25 protein-coding genes are annotated in these 21579 nt (G+C 69.7%); 1 reads left to right on the forward strand and 24 read right to left on the reverse strand.

Annotation, left to right across the window (positions count from 1 at the left end):
* Positions 1-333: 333 nt before the first annotated feature.
* The gene (locus tag ABZ495_RS09565) at positions 334-1908 is read right to left on the reverse strand and encodes an NAD(P)H-hydrate dehydratase (protein ID WP_359835114.1); all 1575 of its coding nucleotides are present in this window, start codon (positions 1906-1908) and stop codon (positions 334-336) included.
* Positions 1909-2703: 795 nt separating this feature from the next.
* Entirely contained in the window at positions 2704-4560 is a 1857-nt protein-coding gene (gene glmS / locus ABZ495_RS09570; protein ID WP_329488100.1) for a glutamine--fructose-6-phosphate transaminase (isomerizing), read from the reverse strand.
* Between the two features lie 99 nt (positions 4561-4659).
* On the opposite strand from glmS, the gene coaA reads away from it, so the two are divergent.
* A complete protein-coding gene (gene coaA, locus ABZ495_RS09575; protein ID WP_352286377.1) occupies positions 4660-5655 on the forward strand; it encodes a type I pantothenate kinase in 996 nt (331 codons plus the stop codon).
* Between the two features lie 79 nt (positions 5656-5734).
* Here coaA and glmM read toward each other — a convergent pair whose 3' ends face one another.
* From glmM to ABZ495_RS09685, 22 genes are all read right to left on the reverse strand, one after another.
* Positions 5735-7099: a phosphoglucosamine mutase gene (gene glmM, locus ABZ495_RS09580; RefSeq protein WP_329488103.1), complete on the reverse strand. Its 1365-nt coding sequence runs from the start codon at positions 7097-7099 to the stop codon at positions 5735-5737.
* A 179-nt stretch (positions 7100-7278) separates the two neighbouring features.
* Positions 7279-7782 (reverse strand): 30S ribosomal protein S9, encoded by a 504-nt coding sequence (rpsI, locus tag ABZ495_RS09585; protein WP_329488104.1) that lies wholly within the window; start codon positions 7780-7782, stop codon positions 7279-7281.
* A gap of 46 nt (positions 7783-7828) precedes the next feature.
* Positions 7829-8272, reverse strand: a complete 444-nt coding sequence (gene rplM, locus ABZ495_RS09590) for a 50S ribosomal protein L13 (RefSeq protein WP_359835116.1) — start codon at positions 8270-8272, stop codon at positions 7829-7831.
* A gap of 286 nt (positions 8273-8558) precedes the next feature.
* On the reverse strand, positions 8559-10232 hold the full coding sequence (locus ABZ495_RS09595) for an ATP-binding cassette domain-containing protein (RefSeq protein WP_359835118.1): 1674 nt from the start codon (positions 10230-10232) through the stop codon (positions 8559-8561).
* A gap of 41 nt (positions 10233-10273) precedes the next feature.
* Positions 10274-11185: a tRNA pseudouridine(38-40) synthase TruA gene (truA, locus tag ABZ495_RS09600; protein WP_329488110.1), complete on the reverse strand. Its 912-nt coding sequence runs from the start codon at positions 11183-11185 to the stop codon at positions 10274-10276.
* A gap of 77 nt (positions 11186-11262) precedes the next feature.
* On the reverse strand, positions 11263-11751 hold the full coding sequence (rplQ, locus tag ABZ495_RS09605) for a 50S ribosomal protein L17 (protein WP_329488111.1): 489 nt from the start codon (positions 11749-11751) through the stop codon (positions 11263-11265).
* A gap of 126 nt (positions 11752-11877) precedes the next feature.
* Positions 11878-12900 (reverse strand): DNA-directed RNA polymerase subunit alpha, encoded by a 1023-nt coding sequence (locus ABZ495_RS09610; RefSeq protein WP_030232516.1) that lies wholly within the window; start codon positions 12898-12900, stop codon positions 11878-11880.
* Between the two features lie 129 nt (positions 12901-13029).
* Complete coding sequence (rpsK, locus tag ABZ495_RS09615; RefSeq protein WP_030232513.1) at positions 13030-13437, reverse strand: 30S ribosomal protein S11; 408 nt, start codon at positions 13435-13437, stop codon at positions 13030-13032.
* Between the two features lie 72 nt (positions 13438-13509).
* Positions 13510-13890 (reverse strand): 30S ribosomal protein S13, encoded by a 381-nt coding sequence (rpsM, locus tag ABZ495_RS09620; RefSeq protein ID WP_329488114.1) that lies wholly within the window; start codon positions 13888-13890, stop codon positions 13510-13512.
* A gap of 179 nt (positions 13891-14069) precedes the next feature.
* Complete coding sequence (gene rpmJ, locus ABZ495_RS09625; protein WP_003956441.1) at positions 14070-14183, reverse strand: 50S ribosomal protein L36; 114 nt, start codon at positions 14181-14183, stop codon at positions 14070-14072.
* Between the two features lie 33 nt (positions 14184-14216).
* Positions 14217-14438, reverse strand: coding sequence for a translation initiation factor IF-1 (infA, locus tag ABZ495_RS09630; RefSeq protein ID WP_003956442.1), 222 nt, complete (start codon positions 14436-14438; stop codon positions 14217-14219).
* 196 nt (positions 14439-14634) lie between these two features.
* Entirely contained in the window at positions 14635-15060 is a 426-nt protein-coding gene (gene mscL / locus ABZ495_RS09635) for a large conductance mechanosensitive channel protein MscL (RefSeq protein WP_329488115.1), read from the reverse strand.
* A gap of 138 nt (positions 15061-15198) precedes the next feature.
* Positions 15199-16038, reverse strand: a complete 840-nt coding sequence (gene map / locus ABZ495_RS09640) for a type I methionyl aminopeptidase (protein WP_329488116.1) — start codon at positions 16036-16038, stop codon at positions 15199-15201.
* Between the two features lie 131 nt (positions 16039-16169).
* Entirely contained in the window at positions 16170-16823 is a 654-nt protein-coding gene (locus tag ABZ495_RS09645) for an adenylate kinase (protein WP_329488117.1), read from the reverse strand.
* Positions 16823-18133, reverse strand: coding sequence for a preprotein translocase subunit SecY (gene secY / locus ABZ495_RS09650; RefSeq protein ID WP_329488118.1), 1311 nt, complete (start codon positions 18131-18133; stop codon positions 16823-16825). The genes ABZ495_RS09645 and secY overlap by 1 nt, the downstream gene beginning before the upstream one ends.
* Positions 18134-18453: 320 nt before the next feature.
* Positions 18454-18909, reverse strand: a complete 456-nt coding sequence (rplO, locus tag ABZ495_RS09655; RefSeq protein WP_329492137.1) for a 50S ribosomal protein L15 — start codon at positions 18907-18909, stop codon at positions 18454-18456.
* A complete protein-coding gene (rpmD, locus tag ABZ495_RS09660) occupies positions 18909-19091 on the reverse strand; it encodes a 50S ribosomal protein L30 (protein WP_030300409.1) in 183 nt (60 codons plus the stop codon). Before rpmD ends, rplO begins: the two co-directional genes overlap by 1 nt.
* The gene (gene rpsE / locus ABZ495_RS09665) at positions 19091-19714 is read right to left on the reverse strand and encodes a 30S ribosomal protein S5 (protein ID WP_030055834.1); all 624 of its coding nucleotides are present in this window, start codon (positions 19712-19714) and stop codon (positions 19091-19093) included. The genes rpmD and rpsE overlap by 1 nt, the downstream gene beginning before the upstream one ends.
* Positions 19715-19762: 48 nt before the next feature.
* A complete protein-coding gene (rplR, locus tag ABZ495_RS09670) occupies positions 19763-20146 on the reverse strand; it encodes a 50S ribosomal protein L18 (protein ID WP_359803488.1) in 384 nt (127 codons plus the stop codon).
* Between the two features lie 3 nt (positions 20147-20149).
* Positions 20150-20689 carry a 50S ribosomal protein L6 gene (gene rplF / locus ABZ495_RS09675; protein ID WP_329488120.1) on the reverse strand — a complete coding sequence of 180 codons (540 nt, stop codon included), beginning with the start codon at positions 20687-20689 and terminating at the stop codon, positions 20150-20152.
* A gap of 22 nt (positions 20690-20711) precedes the next feature.
* Complete coding sequence (rpsH, locus tag ABZ495_RS09680; protein WP_031063036.1) at positions 20712-21119, reverse strand: 30S ribosomal protein S8; 408 nt, start codon at positions 21117-21119, stop codon at positions 20712-20714.
* A 274-nt stretch (positions 21120-21393) separates the two neighbouring features.
* Complete coding sequence (locus ABZ495_RS09685; protein ID WP_030393303.1) at positions 21394-21579, reverse strand: type Z 30S ribosomal protein S14; 186 nt, start codon at positions 21577-21579, stop codon at positions 21394-21396.

The raw sequence follows: 21579 nt of genomic DNA on the forward strand, positions 1-21579 counted from the left end.
CCACTCCCGGCGGTCGCCGCCCGCCCCCGCACTCGCACTCGCACTCGCTACCGAGCGAATCACCACAGGAAAATATGTAGACCGGTCTACCTTCCGAGGCCGGCCCCGCCCCCCAGGACCAACTCGCCGGAGTGGGAAGTCGACCTGTCCGACTTCCCACTCCGGCCTCCGCTCTTTAGAGACTCACGGCATCCGCCGACCAAATATGTAGACCGGTCTACATCGCCAGTCACTCTCCGCCCCACCTGCACGAGAAGTCGGCCCGGTCGACTTCCCACTCCGCTCCGGGCGCGGCGAGCGCACGCGATCCGCCCACTATGTAGACCGGTCAACCTATTCCCCGCCAGCCCCCACGGCCCCAGCGACCCCCGCGGACGACCGCACATCGCGCCAGACCGCCGACAGGGCGCCCGCCACCTGCAACGCGGTGACTGGCGCACCCGGCACGCCCAGCGCCCCCTCGTCGCTCGCCATGCCCACACCTGCGCCAACACCCCCCGCCAACCCTGCTGCGCGGCGGCCGGCCAGGCCGTGCAGGTACGCCGCCACCGATGCCGCGTCCAGCGTGGACAGGCCGGCCGCCAGCAGGGAGCCGGCCAGGCCGGCGAGGACGTCGCCGCTCCCGGCCGTCGCCAGCCACGGGGTGCCGGTCGGGTTGACCCGCACCGCGCCTCCCGGGTCCGCGATCACCGTGGTGGAGCCCTTCAGCAGCACCGTCGCCCGGTACGCGGCGGCGAGTCGGCGCGCGGTGGTCAGCCGGGCGGCGGCGAGGTCGTCGGCCGGCGGCGGTGCGGTGCCCGCAGCCCCCGCCCCCGCCAGCAGCCGGGCCGCCTCACCGGTGTGCGGGGTGAGCAGCGTGGGCGCCGTCCGCCCGGTCAGGGCCTGCGGGCCGAGTCGGCCCAGTTCGGTGAGCCCGTCCGCGTCCACCAGCACGGGCACGTCGCTCGCCAGCGCCTCGCCGAGCGCCTGCCGGGCTCCGTCCCCGCCACCCGGGCCGACCACCCAGGCCTGCACCCGCCCGGCCCCGGCCGGTCCGCCCTCGGTGACCAGCACCTCGGGGAACCGTCGCACCACCTCCTCGGCCGCCGAGCCGACGTACCGCACCGCCCCCGCGCCACCGCGCAGCGCCCCGGCGACCGCCAGCAGTGCGGCCCCCGGATACGTCGCCGAGCCGGCCGCCACCCCGACGACGCCGCGCCGGTACTTGTCGCTCTCCGCTCCCGGGACCGGCAGCAGCGCCGCCACCTCGGCGTGCTGCAGGGCCTCCACGTCGGCCGTCGGCAGCTCCAACCCGATCTCCACCAGTTGCACCGCACCGGCGTAGGAGGCTCCTGGATCGATCAACAGCCCGGGCTTGTGGGTGCCGAAGCAGACCGTGACGTCCGCCCGCAGCGCCACTCCCGCCACCTCACCGGTGTCGGCGTCCACACCGCTGGGCACGTCCACCGCGACCACCACACCCCGACGCGCCGCCCGTGCGTACGGCTCCGCCTCCGGGCGCAGCCCGCCCCGGCCGCCGATGCCGACGATGCCGTCCAGCACCAGGTCCGCGCGCGAGAAGTCGGCCAGGCCGACTTCCTGCTCCAGTACGACCCGCCCGCGCGCGGCCCGCAGCGCGGCCAGCCCGTCCACGTGCGCGCGCTCGGGCGCGAGCAGTACCGCCGTCACCCGCGCGCCCCGCCGCGCCAGTGCCGCGCCGGCGTACAGCGCGTCACCCCCGTTGTCCCCGCTGCCCGCGAGCACCACGACCCGGCTCCCGTACACCCGGCCGCGACGGCGCGTCAGCAGCCGGGCGCAGGTGGCGGCGAGACCGGCGGCGGCCCGTTGCATCAGGGTGCCCTCGGGCAGCCGGGCCATCAGTTCGGCCTCGGCGGCCCGGACCTGTTCGACACGGTGAGCACGGCGCATGCGCAAGCCCCTAACCCTCGGCTGACCCTCGGCAACGACTACCGCCGACGCTACGCCCGCGTCGTGGCCGAGCGACACCTGCCGCGAGCCGACGCCGCGTTCGGCTGCCCCGCAGACCCTCCCACCACGGTGCTCCCCCGCTTCGCGAACACCTACCGTGTCGCCCACGAGGGCCGGCGGAAGGAAGGAGAGGCAGTAAGGAGAAGGGCCGGGCTCGCCACGCCGGCGGTCGAGCGCCCCGCCGGGCCCGGGGAAGTCCTCCAGGCGTTCCTGGGGCCGGGAACACCGCCGGCTTCAAGGCCGTGCCGATCGGGGGCGACATCGTCCTGACGCCACGCCGGACGGAGCGCACGAGGCCGCGTCCGCACCGCTCGACCGGCAGTTCATCCGAAAGGCCGCGATCGAGTTCGACCCGCCGGGCCACCAGGGCCCGATCGCGCGGGGCCCCATGGCGCGGGGTGTGGCCCGATCGAGCGGGGCCCGACCGCGCCGACCGGACGATTCACCCCGGCGGCACCATCAGTCCGGTCGGGGCACTTCCCGAGCCCGAGCGCCGGCTCCCGGCCGGAGGCCTTCGGCGTCCGGCGTCCGGCGTCCGGCGTCCCCCTAGTCTTCGAGGTGACGTCGCCCGGCCCGGTCAAGGACCGGCCGACCACGGCAGCCACCGCGACCGCGACGAGGCCCCGTTCAGCGAAGCTGATCGACCCGCCCCGTTCCCCCCGCCGCTCGACACGGTGCCCCTGCGGTAGGACGCAGCCACCGCAGGGGCACCACCCGAGTCAGAACGGCGATCGGCTACTCGACGGTGACCGACTTCGCCAGGTTGCGCGGCTGGTCGACCTCGTGGCCCTTGGCCGTGGCCAGCTCGCAGGCGAAGACCTGCAGCGGCACGGTGGAGACCAGCGGCTGCAGCAGGGTCGGCGTCACGGGGATGCGGATCAGGTGGTCCGCGTACGGGACGACCGCCTCGTCGCCCTCCTCCGCGATGACGATGGTGCGCGCACCGCGGGCCCGGATCTCCTGGATGTTGGAGACGATCTTGTCGTGCAGGATCGACCGCCCGCGCGGCGACGGCACGACCACCACGACCGGCAGCCCCTCCTCGATCAGCGCGATCGGCCCGTGCTTCAGCTCGCCCGCCGCGAAGCCCTCGGCGTGCATGTACGCCAGCTCCTTGAGCTTGAGCGCGCCCTCCAGGGCCACCGGGAAGCCGACGTGCCGGCCGAGGAACAGCACGGACTTGGCGTCGGCCAGCGAACGCGCCAGCTCGCGCACCGGCTCCATGGTCTGGAGCACCTGCTCGACCTGCTTGGGCGCGTCGCCGAGCTCCTTGATGACCGCGGAGATCTCGTCGCCCCACTTGGTGCCGCGCACCTGGCCCAGGTAGAGCGCGACCAGGTAGCAGGCGACCAGCTGGGTCAGGAACGCCTTGGTGGAGGCGACCGCCACCTCCGGGCCGGCGTGCGTGTAGAGCACCGCGTCCGACTCGCGCGGGATGGTCGAGCCGTTGGTGTTGCAGATCGCCAGCACCTTGGCGCCCTGCTCGCGCGCGTGCCGCAGCGCCATCAGGGTGTCCATGGTCTCGCCGGACTGCGAGATCGCGATGACCAGCGTGCCCGGGCCCATGATCGGGTCGCGGTAGCGGAACTCCGAGGCGACCTCGACCTCGCAGGGGATGCGGGTCCAGTGCTCGATCGCGTACTTGGCGATCATGCCGGCGTGGAAGGCCGTGCCACAGGCGACGATGACGACCTTGTCCACCGAGCGCAGGTCAGCGTCGGAGATCCGCAGTTCGTCGAGGGTGAGCCGGCCGTCGGTGCCGATCCGGCCGAGGAGGGTGTCGGCGACGGCCTTCGGCTGCTCGGCGATCTCCTTGAGCATGAAGTAGTCGTAGCCGCCCTTCTCGGCGGCCGAGGCGTCCCAGTCGACGTGGTACTCGCGCACCTCGGCCGGGTTGCCGTCGAAGTCGGTCACCGTGACGCCGTCCCGGCGCAGCTCGACGACCTGGTCCTGACCGAGCTCGATCGCCTCACGGGTGTGGGCGATGAACGCGGCCACGTCCGAGGCGAGGAAGTTCTCGCCCTCGCCGCGCCCGACCACCAGCGGCGAGTTGCGGCGCGCGCCGACCACGACGTCCGGCGCGTCGGCGTGCACGGCGACGAGGGTGAACGCGCCGTCCAGCCGGCGGCAGACGATCCGCATGGCCTCCGCGAGGTCGCCCTCGTACACCTCGGCCAGCAGGTGCGCGACGACCTCGGTGTCCGTCTCGGAGCGCAGCGTGCGGCCGCGCTCGGTCAGCTCCGCCCGCAGCTGGGCGAAGTTCTCGATGATGCCGTTGTGGACCACGGCCACCCGGACGGCGTCGTCCAGGTGGGGGTGGGCGTTGGCGTCCGTCGGGCCGCCGTGGGTGGCCCATCGGGTGTGGCCGATGCCGGTGGTGCCGCCGGGAAGAGGGGTCTCGGCGAGCGACTTCTCCAGGTTGGCGAGCTTGCCCGCCCGCTTGTCGGTGGCGAGGCTCCACTGCCCGTCGGAGCCCTGCACCTGCACCGCGACACCGGCCGAGTCGTAGCCCCGGTACTCCAGTCGCTGCAGGCCTGCGATTACTACATCAAGGGCGGGCTGAGAGCCCACGTATCCAACGATTCCGCACATGCGTGCCAGCATAAGGGCGCCCGGGACGCCCCATTCGCACCCTTCCCCCACCGTGCGTGACCGACACCACAGCCACCGTGAACGCCGCTACGGCCCACAATGGAGCATGTGCTGACCGAACTCTGTACGCGGGGCGCCGCCACGCCCGGCCCGTCGCCGTCCCCCTACGTGGACCTCAGCCGGGCCGAGTGGAGCGCGCTGCGCGAGCGTACGCCGCTGCCGCTGACCGCCGAGGAGGTGGAACGGCTGCGCGGTCTCGGCACCGCCCTCGACCTGGACGAGGTCCGTGACGTCTACCTGCCGCTGTCCCGCCTGCTGAACCTCTACATCCACGCCACCCACGACCTGCGGGGCGCGCTGGGCACCTTCCTGGACACGCCGGACACCGAACGCACCCGCACGCCGTTCATCATCGGCGTGGCCGGCTCCGTCGCGGTCGGCAAGTCCACCACCGCCCGTCTGCTCCAGGCGCTGCTGGCCCGCTGGCCCGAGCACCCCCGGGTCGAGCTGGTCACCACCGACGGGTTCCTGCTGCCCAACGCCGAGCTGCGCAGGCGCGGTCTGATGGCCCGCAAGGGCTTCCCGGAGTCCTACGACCGCCGTGCGCTGATGCGCTTCGTGGCGGACGTGAAGGCCGGCAAGGAGCTGGTCACCGCGCCGGTGTACTCGCACCTGGTGTACGACATCGTGCCCGGCGAGCGGCTGACCGTGGAGCGTCCGGACATCCTCATCGTCGAGGGCCTGAACGTGCTCCAGCCGGCCCTGCCCGGAACGGACGGCCGGACCAGGCTCGCGGTCACCGACTACTTCGACTTCTCCATCTACGTCGACGCCCGCACCGACGACATCGAGAACTGGTACCTGGACCGCTTCCGCAAGCTGCGGCAGACCGCCTTCCAGGACCCGAACTCCTACTTCCGCCGCTTCACCGAGGTGCCGGAGGAGGAGGCGATGGAGTACGGCCGCCAGGTCTGGCGCACCATCAACAAGCCGAACCTGCTGGAGAACGTGCTGCCCACCCGCGGCCGCGCGACCCTCGTCCTGCAGAAGGGCCAGGACCACAAGGTCCGCCGCGCGCTGCTGCGCAAGCTCTGACCTGGGCCGCCCCGACAGAACGCCGCAGGGCCCCCGCCGTTCGTCACGGCGGGGGCCCTGCGCACACGCTGAGCGGGCGTCAGCCCAGGTACGTGCGGACGGCCTCGGCCAGCCGCTCGGCGACGGCCTTGGCCTGCACCTGGTCGGCGGCCTCGACCATCACCCGGACCAGCGGCTCGGTGCCCGAGGGGCGCAGCAGCACCCGGCCGGTGGAGCCCAGCTCGGCCTCGGCCTCGGCGACCGCCGCGGACAGCTCGACGCAGGAGTTCACCCGGCCCTTGTCCACGCCCTTGACGTTGATCAGCAGCTGCGGAAGCCGGGTCATCACGGCGGCCAGGTCGGCCAGCGGCTGCTTGGTGGCGGCCAGCCGGGCGCCCAGCATCAGACCGGTCAGGGTGCCGTCACCGGTGGTGGCGTGGTCCAGCAGGATGACGTGGCCGGACTGCTCGCCACCGAGCGCGAAGCCGTGCTCCTTCATCGCCTCCAGCACGTAGCGGTCGCCGACCGCGGTCTGCACCAGCTCCACGCCCTCGCGCTCCATCGCCAGCTTGAAGCCCAGGTTGGACATCACGGTGGCGACGGCGGTGTTGCCGCGCAGGGTGCCGGCCTCCTTCATGGCGACGGCCAGGATCGCGATGATCTGGTCGCCGTCGACCTCGTTGCCCTCCGCGTCGGCGGCCAGGCAGCGGTCGGCGTCGCCGTCGAGCGCGATGCCGAGGTCGGCCCGGTACTCCTTCATCGCGGCCTGCAGCCGGTCCAGGTGGGTGGAGCCGACGCCGTCGTTGATGTTGAGACCGGTGGGCTCCGCCCCCAGGGTGTGGACGACCTCGGCGCCGGCCCGGGCGAACGCCTCGGGGGCGACGTAGGCGGCCGCGCCGTGCGCGCCGTCGATGACGACCCGGATGCCGTCCAGGCGGTTGGGCAGCACGCCGATCAGGTGGGCGACGTACTTGTCGAAGCCCTCGGTGTACTCGCGGACCCGGCCGACGGCCTCGCCGGTCGGGCGCTTCCACTCCTCGCCGCCGACGGCGTGGGCGCGGTAGTGCGCCTCGATGGCGTCCTCGATCCGGTCGTCCAGCTTGTGGCCGCCCCGGGCGAGGAACTTGATGCCGTTGTCCGGCATGGCGTTGTGGCTGGCGGAGAGCATCACGCCGAAGTCGGCGCCGAGGGCGCCGGTGAGGTAGGCCACCGCCGGGGTGGGCAGCACGCCGACCCGCAGTACGTCGACGCCCGCGCTCGCCAGGCCGGCGATGACCGCGGCCTCCAGGAACTCGCCCGAGGCGCGCGGGTCGCGGCCGACCACCGCGACCGGCCGGTGGCCGTCGAAGGCCCCCGCCTCACCGAGGACGTGCGCCGACGCGACGGACAGCCCGAGCGCCAGCTCCGCCGTCAGCCCCACGTTGGCCACACCGCGTACGCCGTCCGTACCGAAGAGTCGTCCCACTGTCCCGTCCTCCATCACCGCTGCTGGCAGGTAAACCCGGCAGTCCATTCGATCGAATCCCCGGCCTTCGCACCATGCGCGGGGAGCACGACGCCCCGGAGTACACGGGGTACTCCGGGGCGTGAGAGCGCAACCGGGGGTGTGCACCACCAGGGCGGCACACACCCCCTCGGGCGCGACTAGCGCTTGCTGTACTGCGGGGCCTTACGGGCCTTCTTCAGACCGGCCTTCTTGCGCTCGACGGCACGCGCGTCACGCATCAGGAAGCCGGCCTTCTTGAGGGCGGCGCGGTTGTTGTCCACGTCGGCCTCGTTCAGGGCGCGGGCCACGCCGAGGCGCAGCGCGTAGGCCTGACCGGAGGTGCCGCCACCCGAGATGCGGGCGACGACGTCGTAACGACCGTCCAGCTCCAGCAGCTTGAAGGGCTCGTTCACGGTCTGCTGGTGCACCTTGTTGGGGAAGTAGTTCTCCAGGGTGCGACCGTTGATCTTCCAGACGCCGGTGCCCGGGACGATGCGCACGCGGGCGATCGCCTCCTTGCGGCGGCCAAGGCCGGCGCCGGGGACGGCCTCGCCGAAGCGGCCGGCCAGCGACTCGGAGGTGTAGCTCTCCTCGGAGGTGAACTCGCCCTCGACGACGGTCTCGTCGAAGTCGACCTCAAGGGTTTCAGTGGTCTCGGCCACGGTGTTCCTCAGCTCTTTTCAGTGTTGGGGGGCTAGGTGGCCGGAGTTACTGCGCGACCTGGGTGATCTCGAACGGCACCGGCTGCTGCGCAGCGTGGGGGTGCTGGTCGCCCGAGTAGACCTTCAGCTTCGAGAGCATCTGGCGACCCAGGGTGTTCTTGGGGATCATGCCCTTGATGGCCTTCTCGACGGCCTTCTCCGGGTTGTTCGCCAGGAGGTCGTCGTAGCGGACCGAGCGGAGACCGCCCGGGAAGCCGCTGTGGCGGTACGCCAGCTTCTGGGTCTTCTTGTTACCCGACAGGTGCACCTTGTCCGCGTTGATGATGATGACGAAGTCACCGGTGTCAACGTGCGGCGCGTAGATCGCCTTGTGCTTACCCCGGAGGATGTTGGCGGCCTGGGAGGCCAGGCGGCCGAGCACGACGTCGTTCGCGTCGATGACGTGCCACTGACGCTGGACGTCGCCGGGCTTGGGGCTGTACGTACGCACGGTCGTAGCCTCTGCTTTTCAGTGAGTGAGTCCTGACAGGAGCACCCGGTCGAGGGCATCAGCCTGGCCGCCTTGGACGCAATTCAAGGGGAGCCGCTGGGTCGTCGACCTGATATCTCCGGCGTACCGACCTCTCACGTGAGATAGAGCGAGCCAATACGCACAACAAGCCCCCAGGCTACCGGGCGCGCCGGGGTCGGTCAAAATCCCCCCTCGGCGTCCGGGCCGGAAAGCGGCCCGGACGGCCCCCGATCGGTGCTCCCGCACCGCCCGGGCGGGGCTCCGGTCAGCGCTCGCGCTCGACCCGGGTGACGTCCCAGACCGGGTCCGCGGACTCGTACACACGGCCGTCCGCGCCGAAGACCAGGAAGCGGTCGAAGGTCTTGGCGAACCACCGGTCGTGCGTGACGCACAACACGGTGCCGTCGAAGGCCTCCAGGCCGGCCTGCAGCGCCTCGGCGCTCTCCAGGTCCAGGTTGTCGGTCGGCTCGTCCAGCAACAGCGCCGTCACGCCGTCCAGTTCGAGCTTGAGGATCATCAGCCGGGCCTGCTGGCCGCCGGACAGCGACTCGAACTTCTGCTCCTCCTGGCGGTCCAGCTCGTAGCGCCGCAGCGCCCCCATCGCGGCGCCGCGGCTGAGCGCGTGCTCCTCCTCGACGATCGAGCGCACCGTGCGGCCGAAGAGCTCCGGGTGGGCGTGGGTCTGCCGGAAGTGGCCCGGCACGACACGGGCGCCGAGCTTCCACTGACCCGTGTGGGCGACCGTCTCGTCGCCGGCGAGCAGCCGCAGGAAGTGCGACTTGCCCGAGCCGTTGGAGCCCAGCACGCCGATCCGCTCGCCGTAGAAGACCTCCAGGTCGAACGGCTTCATCAGGCCGGTGAGCTCCAGCTGCTCCATGGTGAAGGCCCGGAAGCCCGTCCGGCCGCCCTTGAGCCGCATGGTGATGTTCTGCTCGCGGGGCGGCTCCTCCGGGCGGCCCGCCTCCTCGAACTTCTTCAGCCTGGTCTGCGCCGCGGCGTAGCGGGTGGCCAGCGCGTGGCTGACCGAGGCGGCCTGGCGCAGGGTGACCACCAGCTTCTTGAGCTTGGCGTGCTCCTCGTCCCAGCGCCGGCCGAGTTCCTCGAAGCGGGCGAAGCGGTCCTTGCGGGCCTCGTGGAAGGAGTCGAAGCCGCCGCCGTGCACCCAGACGCTGCTGCCGGCCGCGCCGGACTCGACGCTGATGATCTTCTCGGCGGTACGGGAGAGCAGTTCGCGGTCGTGCGAGATGTAGAGCACGGTCTTGGAGGTGGCCTTGATCGCCTCCTCCAGCCAGCGCTTGCCGGGGACGTCCAGGTAGTTGTCCGGCTCGTCCAGCAGCAGCACCTCTTCGGGGCCGCGCAGCAGGGCCTCCAGGACGAGGCGCTTCTGCTCCCCGCCGGAGAGCGTGTTCAGCCCGCGCCACTGGGCCTTGTCGAAGGGCATCCCGAGGGCCGCCGTGGTGCAGACGTCCCAGTCGGTCTCGTAGTCGTAGCCGCCGACGTCGGCCCAGTCGGAGAGCGCCTGGGCGTAGGCCATCTGCGTCTTCTCGTCGTCCTGGGCGATCATCGCCAGCTCGGCGGCGTCGACCGCGCGGGCGGCGACGGCGATCCGCTCGGGGGCCACCGAGACCAGCAGGTCGCGGACGGAGGCGTCGGCGGCCAGCGGGGCCGGGCCCTGCCGGTCCTCGTCGGCCTGCTTCGCCTCGCGCCCGGTGGTGCCGACGAACTGGCGCATCACGCCGAGGCCGCCGCTGATCGTGACCGAGCCGCCGTGCGGCTGGAGGTCGCCCGCGATCATGCGCAGCAGGGTGGTCTTGCCGGCGCCGTTGGCGCCCACCAGGGCGACCGCGGAGCCCTCGCCGACCCGGAAGGACGCGTCGTCGAACAGCACCCGCCCGTCCGGCAGGTAGTACTCAAGGTGCGAAATCTCGACGTGTCCCATGCGGACGATTCTCCCAAGCCGCGGCCCAGGACCAAAACGGATTAGCCGACCACCGGCTGTCCCGGCAGCGTCCTGATCCGGCGGGCCAGCCGGCTGCGCTCGGCGAGCTGGTCGTCGGCCGGGTAGCCGACCTCCTCCAGCGTCAGCCCGTACGGCCGGATCACGTTGACCGCGGAGTTGCGCACCCCGCCGGCCAGCACCTCGCCGGGGAACTCCACCGGCCGGTGCCCGTCGCCGACCAGCAGCATCGCGCCGACCAGGGCCCGCACCATGTTGTGGCAGAAGGCGTCGGCGCGGACGGTGGCGACCGCCAGCGAGCCCTCCTGCGAGGCGTAGGAGTCGACCGGGACGCGGTCCCAGCGCAGTTCCAGCAGCGTGCGGATGGTCGTCGCGCCCTCGCGCTTCTTGCAGTACGCGGCGAAGTCGTGCTCCCCCAGCAGCAGCGCCGCGGCCGCGTTCATCCGCTCGACGTCCAGCGGCCGGTCGTGCCAGAGCACATGGCCGCGCAGCAGCGGGTCCACCCCGCCGGGGTGGTCGGCGACGCGGTAGGCGTAGCGGCGCCAGATCGCCGAGAAGCGGGCGTCGAAGCCGGCCGGCGCCTCGCCGATCCGGTAGATCCGGACGTCCCCGGGCAGCCGCCCGGCCAGCCTGCGCAGCAGCTTCTCGCGGTGCGCGGCCCACAGCTCGGCCGGCAGGTCGACGTGCGCGACCTGGCCGCGCGCGTGCACGCCGGCGTCGGTCCGTCCGGCGACCGTCAGCGGGTACAGCTCGGTGCTGCGGGTGACGATCTGCAGCGCGCTCTCGATCTCCTCCTGCACCGTGCGGCGGCCACCGCGCTGGCGGGCCCAGCCGGAGAACTCCGCGCCCTGGTAGGCGAGGTCGAGCCGGACCCGGACGTACCCGTCGGCCGGGCCGTCCTTCACCGGCGGACGCTCGGCGCAATCGTCGATCACTGCTTCACTCCAGACAGAAGGAACGGGCCCGCTCCCCCACGGAATGGGAGAGCGGGCCCGCACTGCACCCAAAGGCGTCAGGCCTGCTCGGCCTCGGCCTCGTCGGCCTTGGTGTCCTCGACCTTGGTCTCCTCGACCTTGGCCTCGGCCTCCTTGACGGCGCGCTTGGTGGCACCCTCGGCCTCGCCGACGGCGGTCTGCGCGACGGTCAGCGCCTCGACCAGCTCGATCACGGCCATCGGGGCGTTGTCGCCACGACGGGGACCGATCTTGGTGATACGGGTGTAGCCACCCGGGCGGTTCTCGTAGCGCGGCGCGATCTCGGTGAAGAGGGTGTGCAGCACGGAGATGTCGGTGATCGTCTTGCGAACCAGACGACGGTTGTGGATGTCGCCCTTCTTCGCCTTGGTGATCAGCTTCTCCGCCAGCGGGCGCATCCGACGGGCCTTGGCCTCGGTCGTGGTGATGCGGCCGTACTGGAACAGCTCCCGGCACAGGCCGGCCAGCAGCAGCGGCTCGTGGTGGGGGCCGCCGCCGAGGCGGGCACCCTTGGTGGGACGCGGCATGGAATTACTCCTTGAATCTCCGACTGCGGCCGTACCAGGTACCGCAGCGGGCGTACGGACACGGTGCCCGTACGGCTTTCATGATGACGGGGGCGGCTCCGGGGAACCGCCCCCACCAGCAAACTCTTAGTACTGCTCGGTCTCCGCGTAACCCGCGTCGTCCAGGTCGTCGGCGCCGAAGGCGTCGGCGGCGGCGGTCGGGTCGAACCCGGGCGGGCTGTCCTTGAGGGCCAGGCCCATGCCGGCCAGCTTCGCCTTGACCTCGTCGATCGACTTCGCACCGAAGTTGCGGATGTCGAGCAGGTCGGCCTCGGAGCGGGCGACGAGCTCACCCACGGTGTGGATGCCCTCGCGCTTGAGGCAGTTGTACGACCGAACGGTGAGCTCAAGCTCCTCGATCGGCAGCGCCAGGTCGGCGGCCAGGGCGGCGTCCGTGGGGGACGGGCCCATGTCGATGCCCTCGGCGTCGATGTTCAGCTCGCGGGCGAGACCGAACAGCTCCACCAGGGTCTTGCCGGCCGAGGCCATGGCGTCACGCGGGCGCATGGCGGGCTTGGTCTCGACGTCGACGATCAGCTTGTCGAAGTCGGTCCGCTGCTCGACACGGGTCGCCTCGACCTTGTAGGTGACCTTCAGCACGGGGCTGTAGATCGAGTCGACCGGGATGCGGCCGATCTCCTGCCCGGAAGCCTTGTTCTGCACGGCGGAGACGTAACCGCGACCGCGCTCGACGGTCAGCTCCATCTCCAGCTTGCCCTTGCCGTTCAGCGTGGCGAGGACCAGCTCGGGGTTGTGCACCTCGACACCGGCCGGCGGCGCGATGTCGGCGGCGGTGACCACACCCGGGCCCTGCTTGCGCAGGTACATCACGACCGGCTCGTCGTGCTCCGAGGAGACGACCAGCTGCTTGATGTTGAGGATGAGGTCGGTGACGTCCTCCTTGACGCCCGGCACGGTGGTGAACTCGTGCAGGACGCCGTCGACCCGGATGCTGGTGACAGCGGCACCGGGGATCGAGGAGAGGAGCGTGCGGCGAAGGGAGTTGCCGAGGGTGTAGCCGAAGCCCGGCTCCAGCGGCTCGATCACGAACCGCGAGCGGAATTCGTCGACGACCTCTTCGGTCAGCGAGGGACGCTGAGCGATCAGCATGTTTTCAGATCCTCCAGTTGTCTTCGGCACCCACTATTTGATGCCGAACAGAACCAGCGTACGGGGTCCCGGACGAACCGGGACCCCGTACGCGGTGTCAAGCGAACACCAGTGCCCGAAGGCGCTGCGTCAGACGCGGCGGCGCTTCGGCGGACGGCAGCCGTTGTGCGGGGTGGGGGTGACGTCCTGGATCGAGCCCACCTCCAGGCCGGTGGCCTGGAGCGAGCGGATCGCGGTCTCACGGCCGGAGCCCGGACCCTTGACGAAGACGTCGACCTTGCGCATGCCGTGCTCCTGCGCGCGACGGGCAGCGGCCTCGGCGGCCATCTGCGCGGCGAACGGGGTGGACTTGCGCGAGCCCTTGAAGCCGACGTGGCCGGCGGAGGCCCAGGAGATCACGTTGCCCGCGGGGTCGGTGATCGAAACGATGGTGTTGTTGAACGTGCTCTTGATGTGCGCGTGGCCGTGAGCGACGTTCTTCTTTTCCTTGCGGCGGATCTTCTTCGCGCCGGCAGCCTGACGACCCTTGGGGGGCATAAGTCTGTTCTCCTACTGAGGTGGTCGGTCCGCTGACCCGCGGGCCGGAGGGATGTCCGGTGACGGGACGGACTACTTCTTGCCCGGCTTCTTCTTGCCGGCGATCGCGCGACGCGGGCCCTTGCGGGTACGCGCGTTGGTGTGGGTGCGCTGACCGCGGACCGGCAGGCCGCGGCGGTGACGCAGACCCTCGTAGCAGCCGATCTCGACCTTGCGGCGGATGTCGGCGGCCACCTCACGGCGGAGGTCACCCTCGACCGTGTAGTTGGCGTCGATGTACTGACCCAGCTTGACGAGGTCTTCCTCGGAGATGTCGCGAACGCGGACATCCGGGCTGACACCGGTCTCGGCCAGGGTCTGCTGGGCGCGGGTACGACCGATGCCGTACACGTAGGTAAGGGCGATCTCGATCCGCTTCTCACGGGGGAGATCAACGCCGGCGAGGCGTGCCATTCAAGGCTCCTGTGTTTCTTCAGAGGTCTTGCGTGCTACCTACTCCGACACCTCACGGTGTGGGAGCCCCGGCCTCTGACCGGGGGTGGCAGTCCGCCCTGCGAAGGGCGGATCGGGTAGCCCGCTTATGACGTTTTCGCGTCGCGCGAAGTACTACGAGAAATGCTGGGGAGAACTGATCAGCCCTGGCGCTGCTTGTGGCGCAGGTTGTCGCAGATCACCATGACCCGGCCGTGACGGCGGATCACCTTGCACTTGTCGCAGATCTTCTTGACGCTCGGCTTGACCTTCATGCTTCAGGTTCTCCGGGTCTAGATCTGACGTTCTTACTTGTAGCGGTAGACGATCCGGCCACGCGTGAGGTCGTAGGGGCTGAGCTCCACCACGACCCGGTCGTCCGGCAGGATGCGGATGTAGTGCATGCGCATCTTGCCGCTGATGTGCGCGAGGACCTTGTGACCGTTCTGCAGCTCGACCTTGAACATCGCGTTCGGAAGAGACTCGATCACGGTGCCCTCGATCTCAATGGCGCCTTGCTTCTTAGCCATGAACTGCGAGATCCACCTTCCGGGACCGGCTACCGTATGCGGCACGCTCGTGCGAACCTGGGTCCACCCCGTCCCCCGAGAGGGAAGAGGGCGTGCTGGAGCACGCTACGAGTGAGCCGACGGTCCATCCTACGCCAGTGCGCCCGATGGGCCAAAACGAGGCCGCCGGACGCGGCCGGCGCCGTCCGTCCGGCCGTCACAGGCCGGGGCTGACCACCAGCGGCTCGACGTGGGCGGTGCAGGCGCTGCAGCGGCGCGCGGCCTGCGGTATCTCGGTCAGGCACTCGGGGCAGGGGCGCTTCGGGGACTTCGGCTTCTTCGGCAGGTAGCGGGCGGTGGCCTTGGTCACCGGCAGCACGACGCAGAAGTACAGCACCGCGGCGGTCATGAGGAACGCGATCAGCACGTTGAGGAACTGCCCCCACGGGAAGATGACCCCGCCCAGGTTGGCCTTGTAGGAGCTGAAGTCGCCGGCGGCACCGACCACCACGCCGACCAGCGGGGTGAGGAAGGCCGACACGAAGCCGGTCACCACGCCGGTGAAGGCCGCACCGATGACGACACCGACGGCCATGTCGACCACGTTGCCGCGCATCATGAAGTCGCGGAATCCCTTGAGCACTGCACTCTCCTGCTTGATCGAAGCCGCTGAAGCCAGTGAAGCCACTGCCAGCCGATAAAAATAGGACAAAAGCCCTGGGGGTCCAAACCCCCAGGGCTCTGATCCGTTGTCGGACGCGGTAGTCGACCGCCTCCGCGACTACCCGAGGGGGTCCGGAGCTGCGGTGATGCCCAGCTTCGCGAGTTCGGCGCGGCCGCCGTCGAAGGCCGTCAGGACCAGCGGGCCCTGCTCGGTGACGGCCACCGAGTGCTCCCAGTGCGAGGCCCAGGTGCCGTCGGTGGTCACGACGGTCCAGTCGTCCTCCAGCACGGTGGTGTGCGGAGTGCCCAGCGAGACCATCGGCTCGATCGCCAGCACGGTGCCGGGGATCAGCTTGGGGCCCTTGCCGCGCCCCCGCTCGACGTAGTTCAGCACGTGCGGCTCCATGTGCATCGCGGTGCCGATGCCGTGGCCGCCGTAGCCCTCGGTGATGCCCCACTTGCCCTTCGGCGGGAGCGGCTGGCGCCGGATGAAGCCCTCGATCGCCTTGGAGACGTCCGCCAGGCGGTTGCCCTTCTTCATCTGGGCGATGCCGGCCCACATCGAGCCCTCGGTGACCCGGCTGAGCATCTCCACCTCGGGGCGGACCTCGCCGACCGCCACGGTGATCGCCGCGTCGCCGTGCCAGCCGTCCACGATGGCGCCGCAGTCGATCGAGATGACGTCGCCCTCCTGGAGCACCCGGTCGCCGGGGATGCCGTGCACGACCTCGTTGTTCACCGAGGCGCAGATCACCCCGGGGAACCAGAGCCCGCCGTGGTCGGCGCGGAAGTTCGAGGTGGCGCCGTGGTCGGTGATGACCTTGTCCGCGATGTCGTTGAGCTCCTGGGTGGTCACCCCCGGAGCGACCGCCTCCCGGCAGGCCTTGAGCGCCTCGGCGACGACCAGCCCGGCCACTCGCATCTTCGCGATCTGCTCGGGGGTCTTGATCTCCACCATCTGGTCACGCCTTCCTAGGGTTCCCGCCCGGTCCTTGCCGGACGGCCGTGCACTCGTTCCACCGTACGACGCCGTACGGCCGCGCTGCCCCGGCGAGGGGCGGCGCGGCCGTACGGCGTCGCTCGGTAATGTCAGTTGTCCTGCTTCAGCGCCTCGATCGCGCGCTGGGTCACCTCGTCCACCTTGCCGAGCGCGGGGATCGTCGCCACCAGGCCCTGCTGGGCGTAGTAGTCGATGATCGGCTCGGTCTCGGTGTGGTAGACCTCCAGCCGCGTCCGCACCTTCTCCTCGGTGTCGTCCGAGCGCTGGTACAGCTCGCCGCCGCACTCGTCGCAGACGCCCTCGGCCTTCGGCGGGTTGTAGTCCACGTGGAACACGTGGCCCCCGTCGTTGCGGCACAGGCGACGGCCGGCGATCCGGCGGACGACCTCGTCCTCGGGAACCTCCAGGTCCAGCACGCCGTCCAGCGCGATGCCCTGCTCGGCCAGGAACTCGTCCAGCGCCTTGGCCTGGCCAAGGTTGCGCGGGAAGCCGTCGAGCAGGAAGCCGTTGCCGGCGTCGGGCTGGAGCATGCGGTCCTTGGCCATCCCGATGGTGACCTCATCCGGTACCAGGCGACCCGCGTCCATGAAGCTCTTGGCCTCGAGCCCCAGCGGGGTGCCCTGACCGATGTTGGCGCGGAACAGGTCGCCGGTGGAGATGTGGGGAATGGACAGGGTCTTGGCGAGCAGGTGCGCCTGAGTACCCTTCCCGGCCCCGGGAGGTCCGACGAGGACGATACGCATCAGCGGAGGAACCCTTCGTAATTGCGCTGCTGGAGCTGGCTCTCGATCTGCTTCACAGTTTCGAGTCCGACGCCGACGACGATGAGAACGCTGGTGCCGCCGAACGGGAAGTTGGTCTGCTGCCCGAAGGCCACCAGGGCGATCATCGGGATCAACGCGATCAGGCCCAGGTAGAGCGAACCCGGCCACGTGATGCGGGTGAGCACGTAGTTCAGGTACTCGGCCGTCGGCCGGCCGGCCCGGATGCCCGGGATGAACCCACCATACTTCTTCATATTGTCGGCAACTTCTTCGGGGTTGAAGGAGATGGCGACGTAGAAGAAGGCGAAGAAGACGATCAGCAGGAAGTAGGTGGCCATGTAGACCGGGTGGTCACCCTTGACGAAGTTGGTCCTGATCCACGTCGCCCAGCCGGCCTGGCTGCTGGTCAGCTGGACCACCAGGGCGGGGATGTACAGCAGCGACGAGGCGAAGATGACCGGGATGACACCGGCCTGGTTCACCTTGAGGGGGATGTAGGTCGAGGTGCCGCCGAAGGCGCGGCGCCCGATCATCCGCTTCGCGTACTGCACCGGGATCCGGCGCTGCGCCTGCTCCACGAAGATGACCAGCATCACAACGATGACGCCGACCGCGACCACGGAGAGGAACTCGACCCAGCCGCCGCCGATGGTGCCCGAGGTCTTGATCGCCCACATCGAGCCCGGGAAGCCCGAGGCGATCGAGGTGAAGATGAGGATCGACATGCCGTTGCCGATGCCGCGGTCGGTGATCAGCTCACCCAGCCACATGATGAACGTGGTGCCGGCGGTCATCGTGATCACCATGACGGCGATCCGGAACACCGACTGGTCCGGCACGATCTGGTTGGCGTAGACGCAACCCGAGAACAGCGCGCCGCTGGAGGCCGTCGCCACGATGCCGGTGCCCTGGAGCACGGCGAGCGCGATGGTCAGGTAGCGCGTGTACTGGGTGATCTTCGCGGTACCGGCCTGCCCCTCCTTCTTCAGCGCCTCGAGCCGCGGGATCACGACGGTGAGGAGCTGGAGGATGATGCTGGCCGTGATGTACGGCATGATGCCGAGCGCGAAGATCGTGAGCTGGAGGAGCGCGCCACCACTGAACAGGTTGACGAGCCCGAACAATCCGCTGCTCTTGGTGTCCTTCACACATTCGTTGACAGCTTGGAAGCTGACCCCGGGTACCGGGACGTGGGAGCCCAGCCGGAACAGCACCATGATGCCCAGCGTGAACAGCAGCTTCTTGCGCAGGTCGGGCGTCTGGAACGCCCGCGCGAACGCACTGAGCACGGTGCCTCCTGCGCCTCCCGCGCGTCGTCGGCGGGAGGGTCGGTCCTGAATGGGGAGTTTGCGGTTCGGGCCCCCGTACAGACGGCACAGGCGAGCCTACGCGCAGCCTACAAGGGAACTCCACGGACTCTAACAGTGCGCGGCCGCTCGAAAGAAGCGCGTACGGCCCCTCCCCCACTCACGGGGTACGGGATGCCCGGGTTTGCCACACAAAAGAACGAGGCCCGTACCCGCTTGAGTGCGGCTACGGACCACCGGGACAACGCACGAGCCCCGCACCTCCGTGACGGAGGTGCGGGGCTCGTGGGGAGTCAGCGGGCTCAGACGAGCTCGGTGACGGTACCGCCGGCGGCGGTGATCTTCTCGGCGGCGGAGCCGGAGACGGCGTCGACCGTCACCTGCAGCGCGACCGAGATCTCGCCGGTGCCGAGCACCTTGACGAGGGAGTTCTTGCGAACCGCGCCCTTGGCGATCAGGTCCTCGACAGTGACCTCGCCACCCTGCGGGTAGAGCTCGGCCAGCTTGTCGAGGTTGACAACCTGGAACGTGATCTTGAACGGGTTCTTGAAGCCCTTCAGCTTCGGCAGGCGCATGTGGAGCGGCATCTGGCCACCCTCGAAGCGCTGCGGAACCTGGTAGCGGGCCTTGGTGCCCTTGGTACCACGACCGGCGGTCTTACCCTTGGAGCCCTCACCACGACCGACACGGGTCTTGGCGGTCTTGGCACCCGGGGCGGGACGCAGGTTGTGAACCTTGATCGGCGAGTCGCCCATAATCAGTCCACCTCCTCGACCGTGACGAGGTGACGCACGGTCTGGGCCATCCCGCGGATCTCGGGACGGTCCTCCTTGACGACCACATCGTGCATGCGCTTCAGACCCAGCGAGCGCAGCGTCTCGCGGTGGTTCTGCTTGCTGCCGATGTAGGACTTGGTCTGCGTGATCTTCAGGCGAGCCATCAGGCACTCACCCCTGCAGCACGAGCCCGCAGCAGAGCGGCGGGAGCCACGTCCTCCAGCGGCAGGCCACGACGGGCGGCGATCTCCTCGGGGCGCACGAGGCCCTTCAGAGCGGCCACCGTGGCGTGCACGATGTTGATCGCGTTGTCGGAGCCGAGCGACTTCGACAGGATGTCGTGGATACCGGCGCACTCGAGCACGGCACGCACCGGGCCACCGGCGATAACACCGGTACCGGGGGCAGCCGGCTTCAGGAGCACGACGCCGGCAGCCTTCTCGCCCTGGATCGGGTGAGGGATGGTGCCCTGGATACGGGGGACCTTGAAGAAGTTCTTCTTGGCCTCCTCAACACCCTTGGCGATGGCGGCCGGAACCTCCTTCGCCTTCCCGTAACCGACACCTACGGTGCCGTCACCGTCGCCCACCACGACCAGCGCGGTGAAGCTGAAACGACGACCACCCTTGACAACCTTGGCGACACGGTTGATCGCAACGACGCGCTCGACGTAAGCGGTCTTCTCGACGGCGGGGGCATTGCCCCGGTCGTCACGCTTACGGTCACGCCGCTCGCCACCGCCGGTGCCGCCGCCGGCGCCGCTACCGCGGCGCTGGGGTCCAGCCATTGGAATTACCTCTCTCGATTACGTCCGTCGACTGAGCCGACGAGCGGCTTAGAAGTCGAGCCCGGCCTCACGGGCAGCATCGGCCAGAGCGGCGATGCGGCCTGCGTACCGGTTGCCCGCGCGGTCGAAGACGACCGACTCGATGCCGGCGGCCTTGGCGCGCTCGGCGACCAGGCTCCCGACCTTCTTGGCCAGCTCGGTCTTGTCGCCCTCGACGCCCTTGATGGACACGTCGAGGGTGGACGCCGACGCCAGGGTGTGACCCTTGGCGTCGTCGATGACCTGGGCGACCATGTGACGGTTCGAGCGCGTCACAACGAGGCGCGGACGCACCTCGTTGCCGACGACGCGCTTGCGAACGCGGATCGCGCGGCGCTTGCGAGCGGCGCTCTTGTAGGCGTTGCCCTTGCCGATCTTGACAGAGACGCTCATCGCTTACTTACCACTCTTTCCGACCTTGCGGCGGATGACCTCGCCCGCGTACTTGACGCCCTTGGCCTTGTACGGGTCGGGCTTGCGCAGCTTGCGGATCTTCGCGGCGACCTCGCCGACCTTCTGCTTGTCGATGCCGTCCACGTGGAACTTGGTGGCCGACTCGACGACGAAGGTGATGCCCTCCGGGGCCTCGACCAGGATCGGGTGGCTGTAGCCGAGCTGGAACTCCATGTTGGAGCCCTTCGCCAGGACTCGATAGCCAACACCGCTGATCTCCAGCGACTTGCGGTAGCCCGCGGTCACGCCGGTGATCATGTTCGCCACCAGCGTGCGGGAAAGGCCGTGCAGGGCCTTCGACAGACGCTCGTCGTTGGGGCGGGTGACGAGCAGCGTGCCGTCCTCGCCCTTGCCGATCTCGATCGGCGCGGCGACATGGTGGGTGAGGGAGCCCTTGGGGCCCTTCACCGAGACCGCCTGGCCATCGATGGTGACGTCCACGCCGGCGGGAACCGGGATGGGCAGCCGTCCAATGCGCGACATTGCTGTACCTCCGTTTCCCGAATTACCAGACGTAGGCGAGAACTTCTCCGCCTACGCCCTTCTTGGCTGCCTGCTTGTCGGTGAGGAGACCGGAGGACGTGGAGATGATCGCCACGCCCAGGCCGCCGAGCACCTTCGGCAGGTTGGTGGACTTTGCGTAGACCCGCAGGCCCGGCTTGCTGATCCGCTTGATGCCAGCGATCGAGCGCTCACGGTTGGGACCGAACTTGAGCTCGATGGTCAGCTTCTTGCCGACCTCGCCCTCGACGGGCTCCTCAACCTTGTAGGAGGAGATGTACCCCTCCTGCTGCAGGATCTGGGCGACGTGCGCCTTGATCTTGCTGGCCGGCATCGCCACGGAGTCGTGGTACGCCGAGTTAGCGTTACGCAGACGCGTGAGCATGTCTGCGATGGGGTCGGTCATGGTCATGATGGCCTCAGGCCTCTCTCGCCGTGGTTTCTCCGCACCAGGTCCCCCGTGTTCCTGAGGAACACGGGGCACAGGCGCAGGGGACCTGCGACGTAGTAAGTCTGGGTGCGAGCCCTCGAAGAGGGTCAGCGGCCGCTACGGAGCGACCGTGACAGGGGGCCCGACCCCACTACCTTACGGGATTCCGTACGGGAGCCCAAAAACGGGCGGTGTGGGATCGGGCACCCTGCTTCGCGTGATGCGACTAGAGCGGTTGCCCTCTAAGGGAAGAGGACTACCAGGAGCTCTTGGTCACGCCCGGCAGCTCGCCGCGGTGCGCCATCTCACGGAGGCACACACGGCAGAGGCCGAACTTGCGGTACACCGAGTGCGGGCGACCGCAGCGCTGGCACCGGGTGTAGGCCCGGACGCCGAACTTCGGCTTCCGCTCGGCCTTTGCGATGAGGGACTTCTTCGCCAT

The sequence above is a fragment of the Kitasatospora sp. NPDC005748 genome (assembly GCF_040630735.1).
Lineage (GTDB): Bacteria > Actinomycetota > Actinomycetes > Streptomycetales > Streptomycetaceae > Kitasatospora.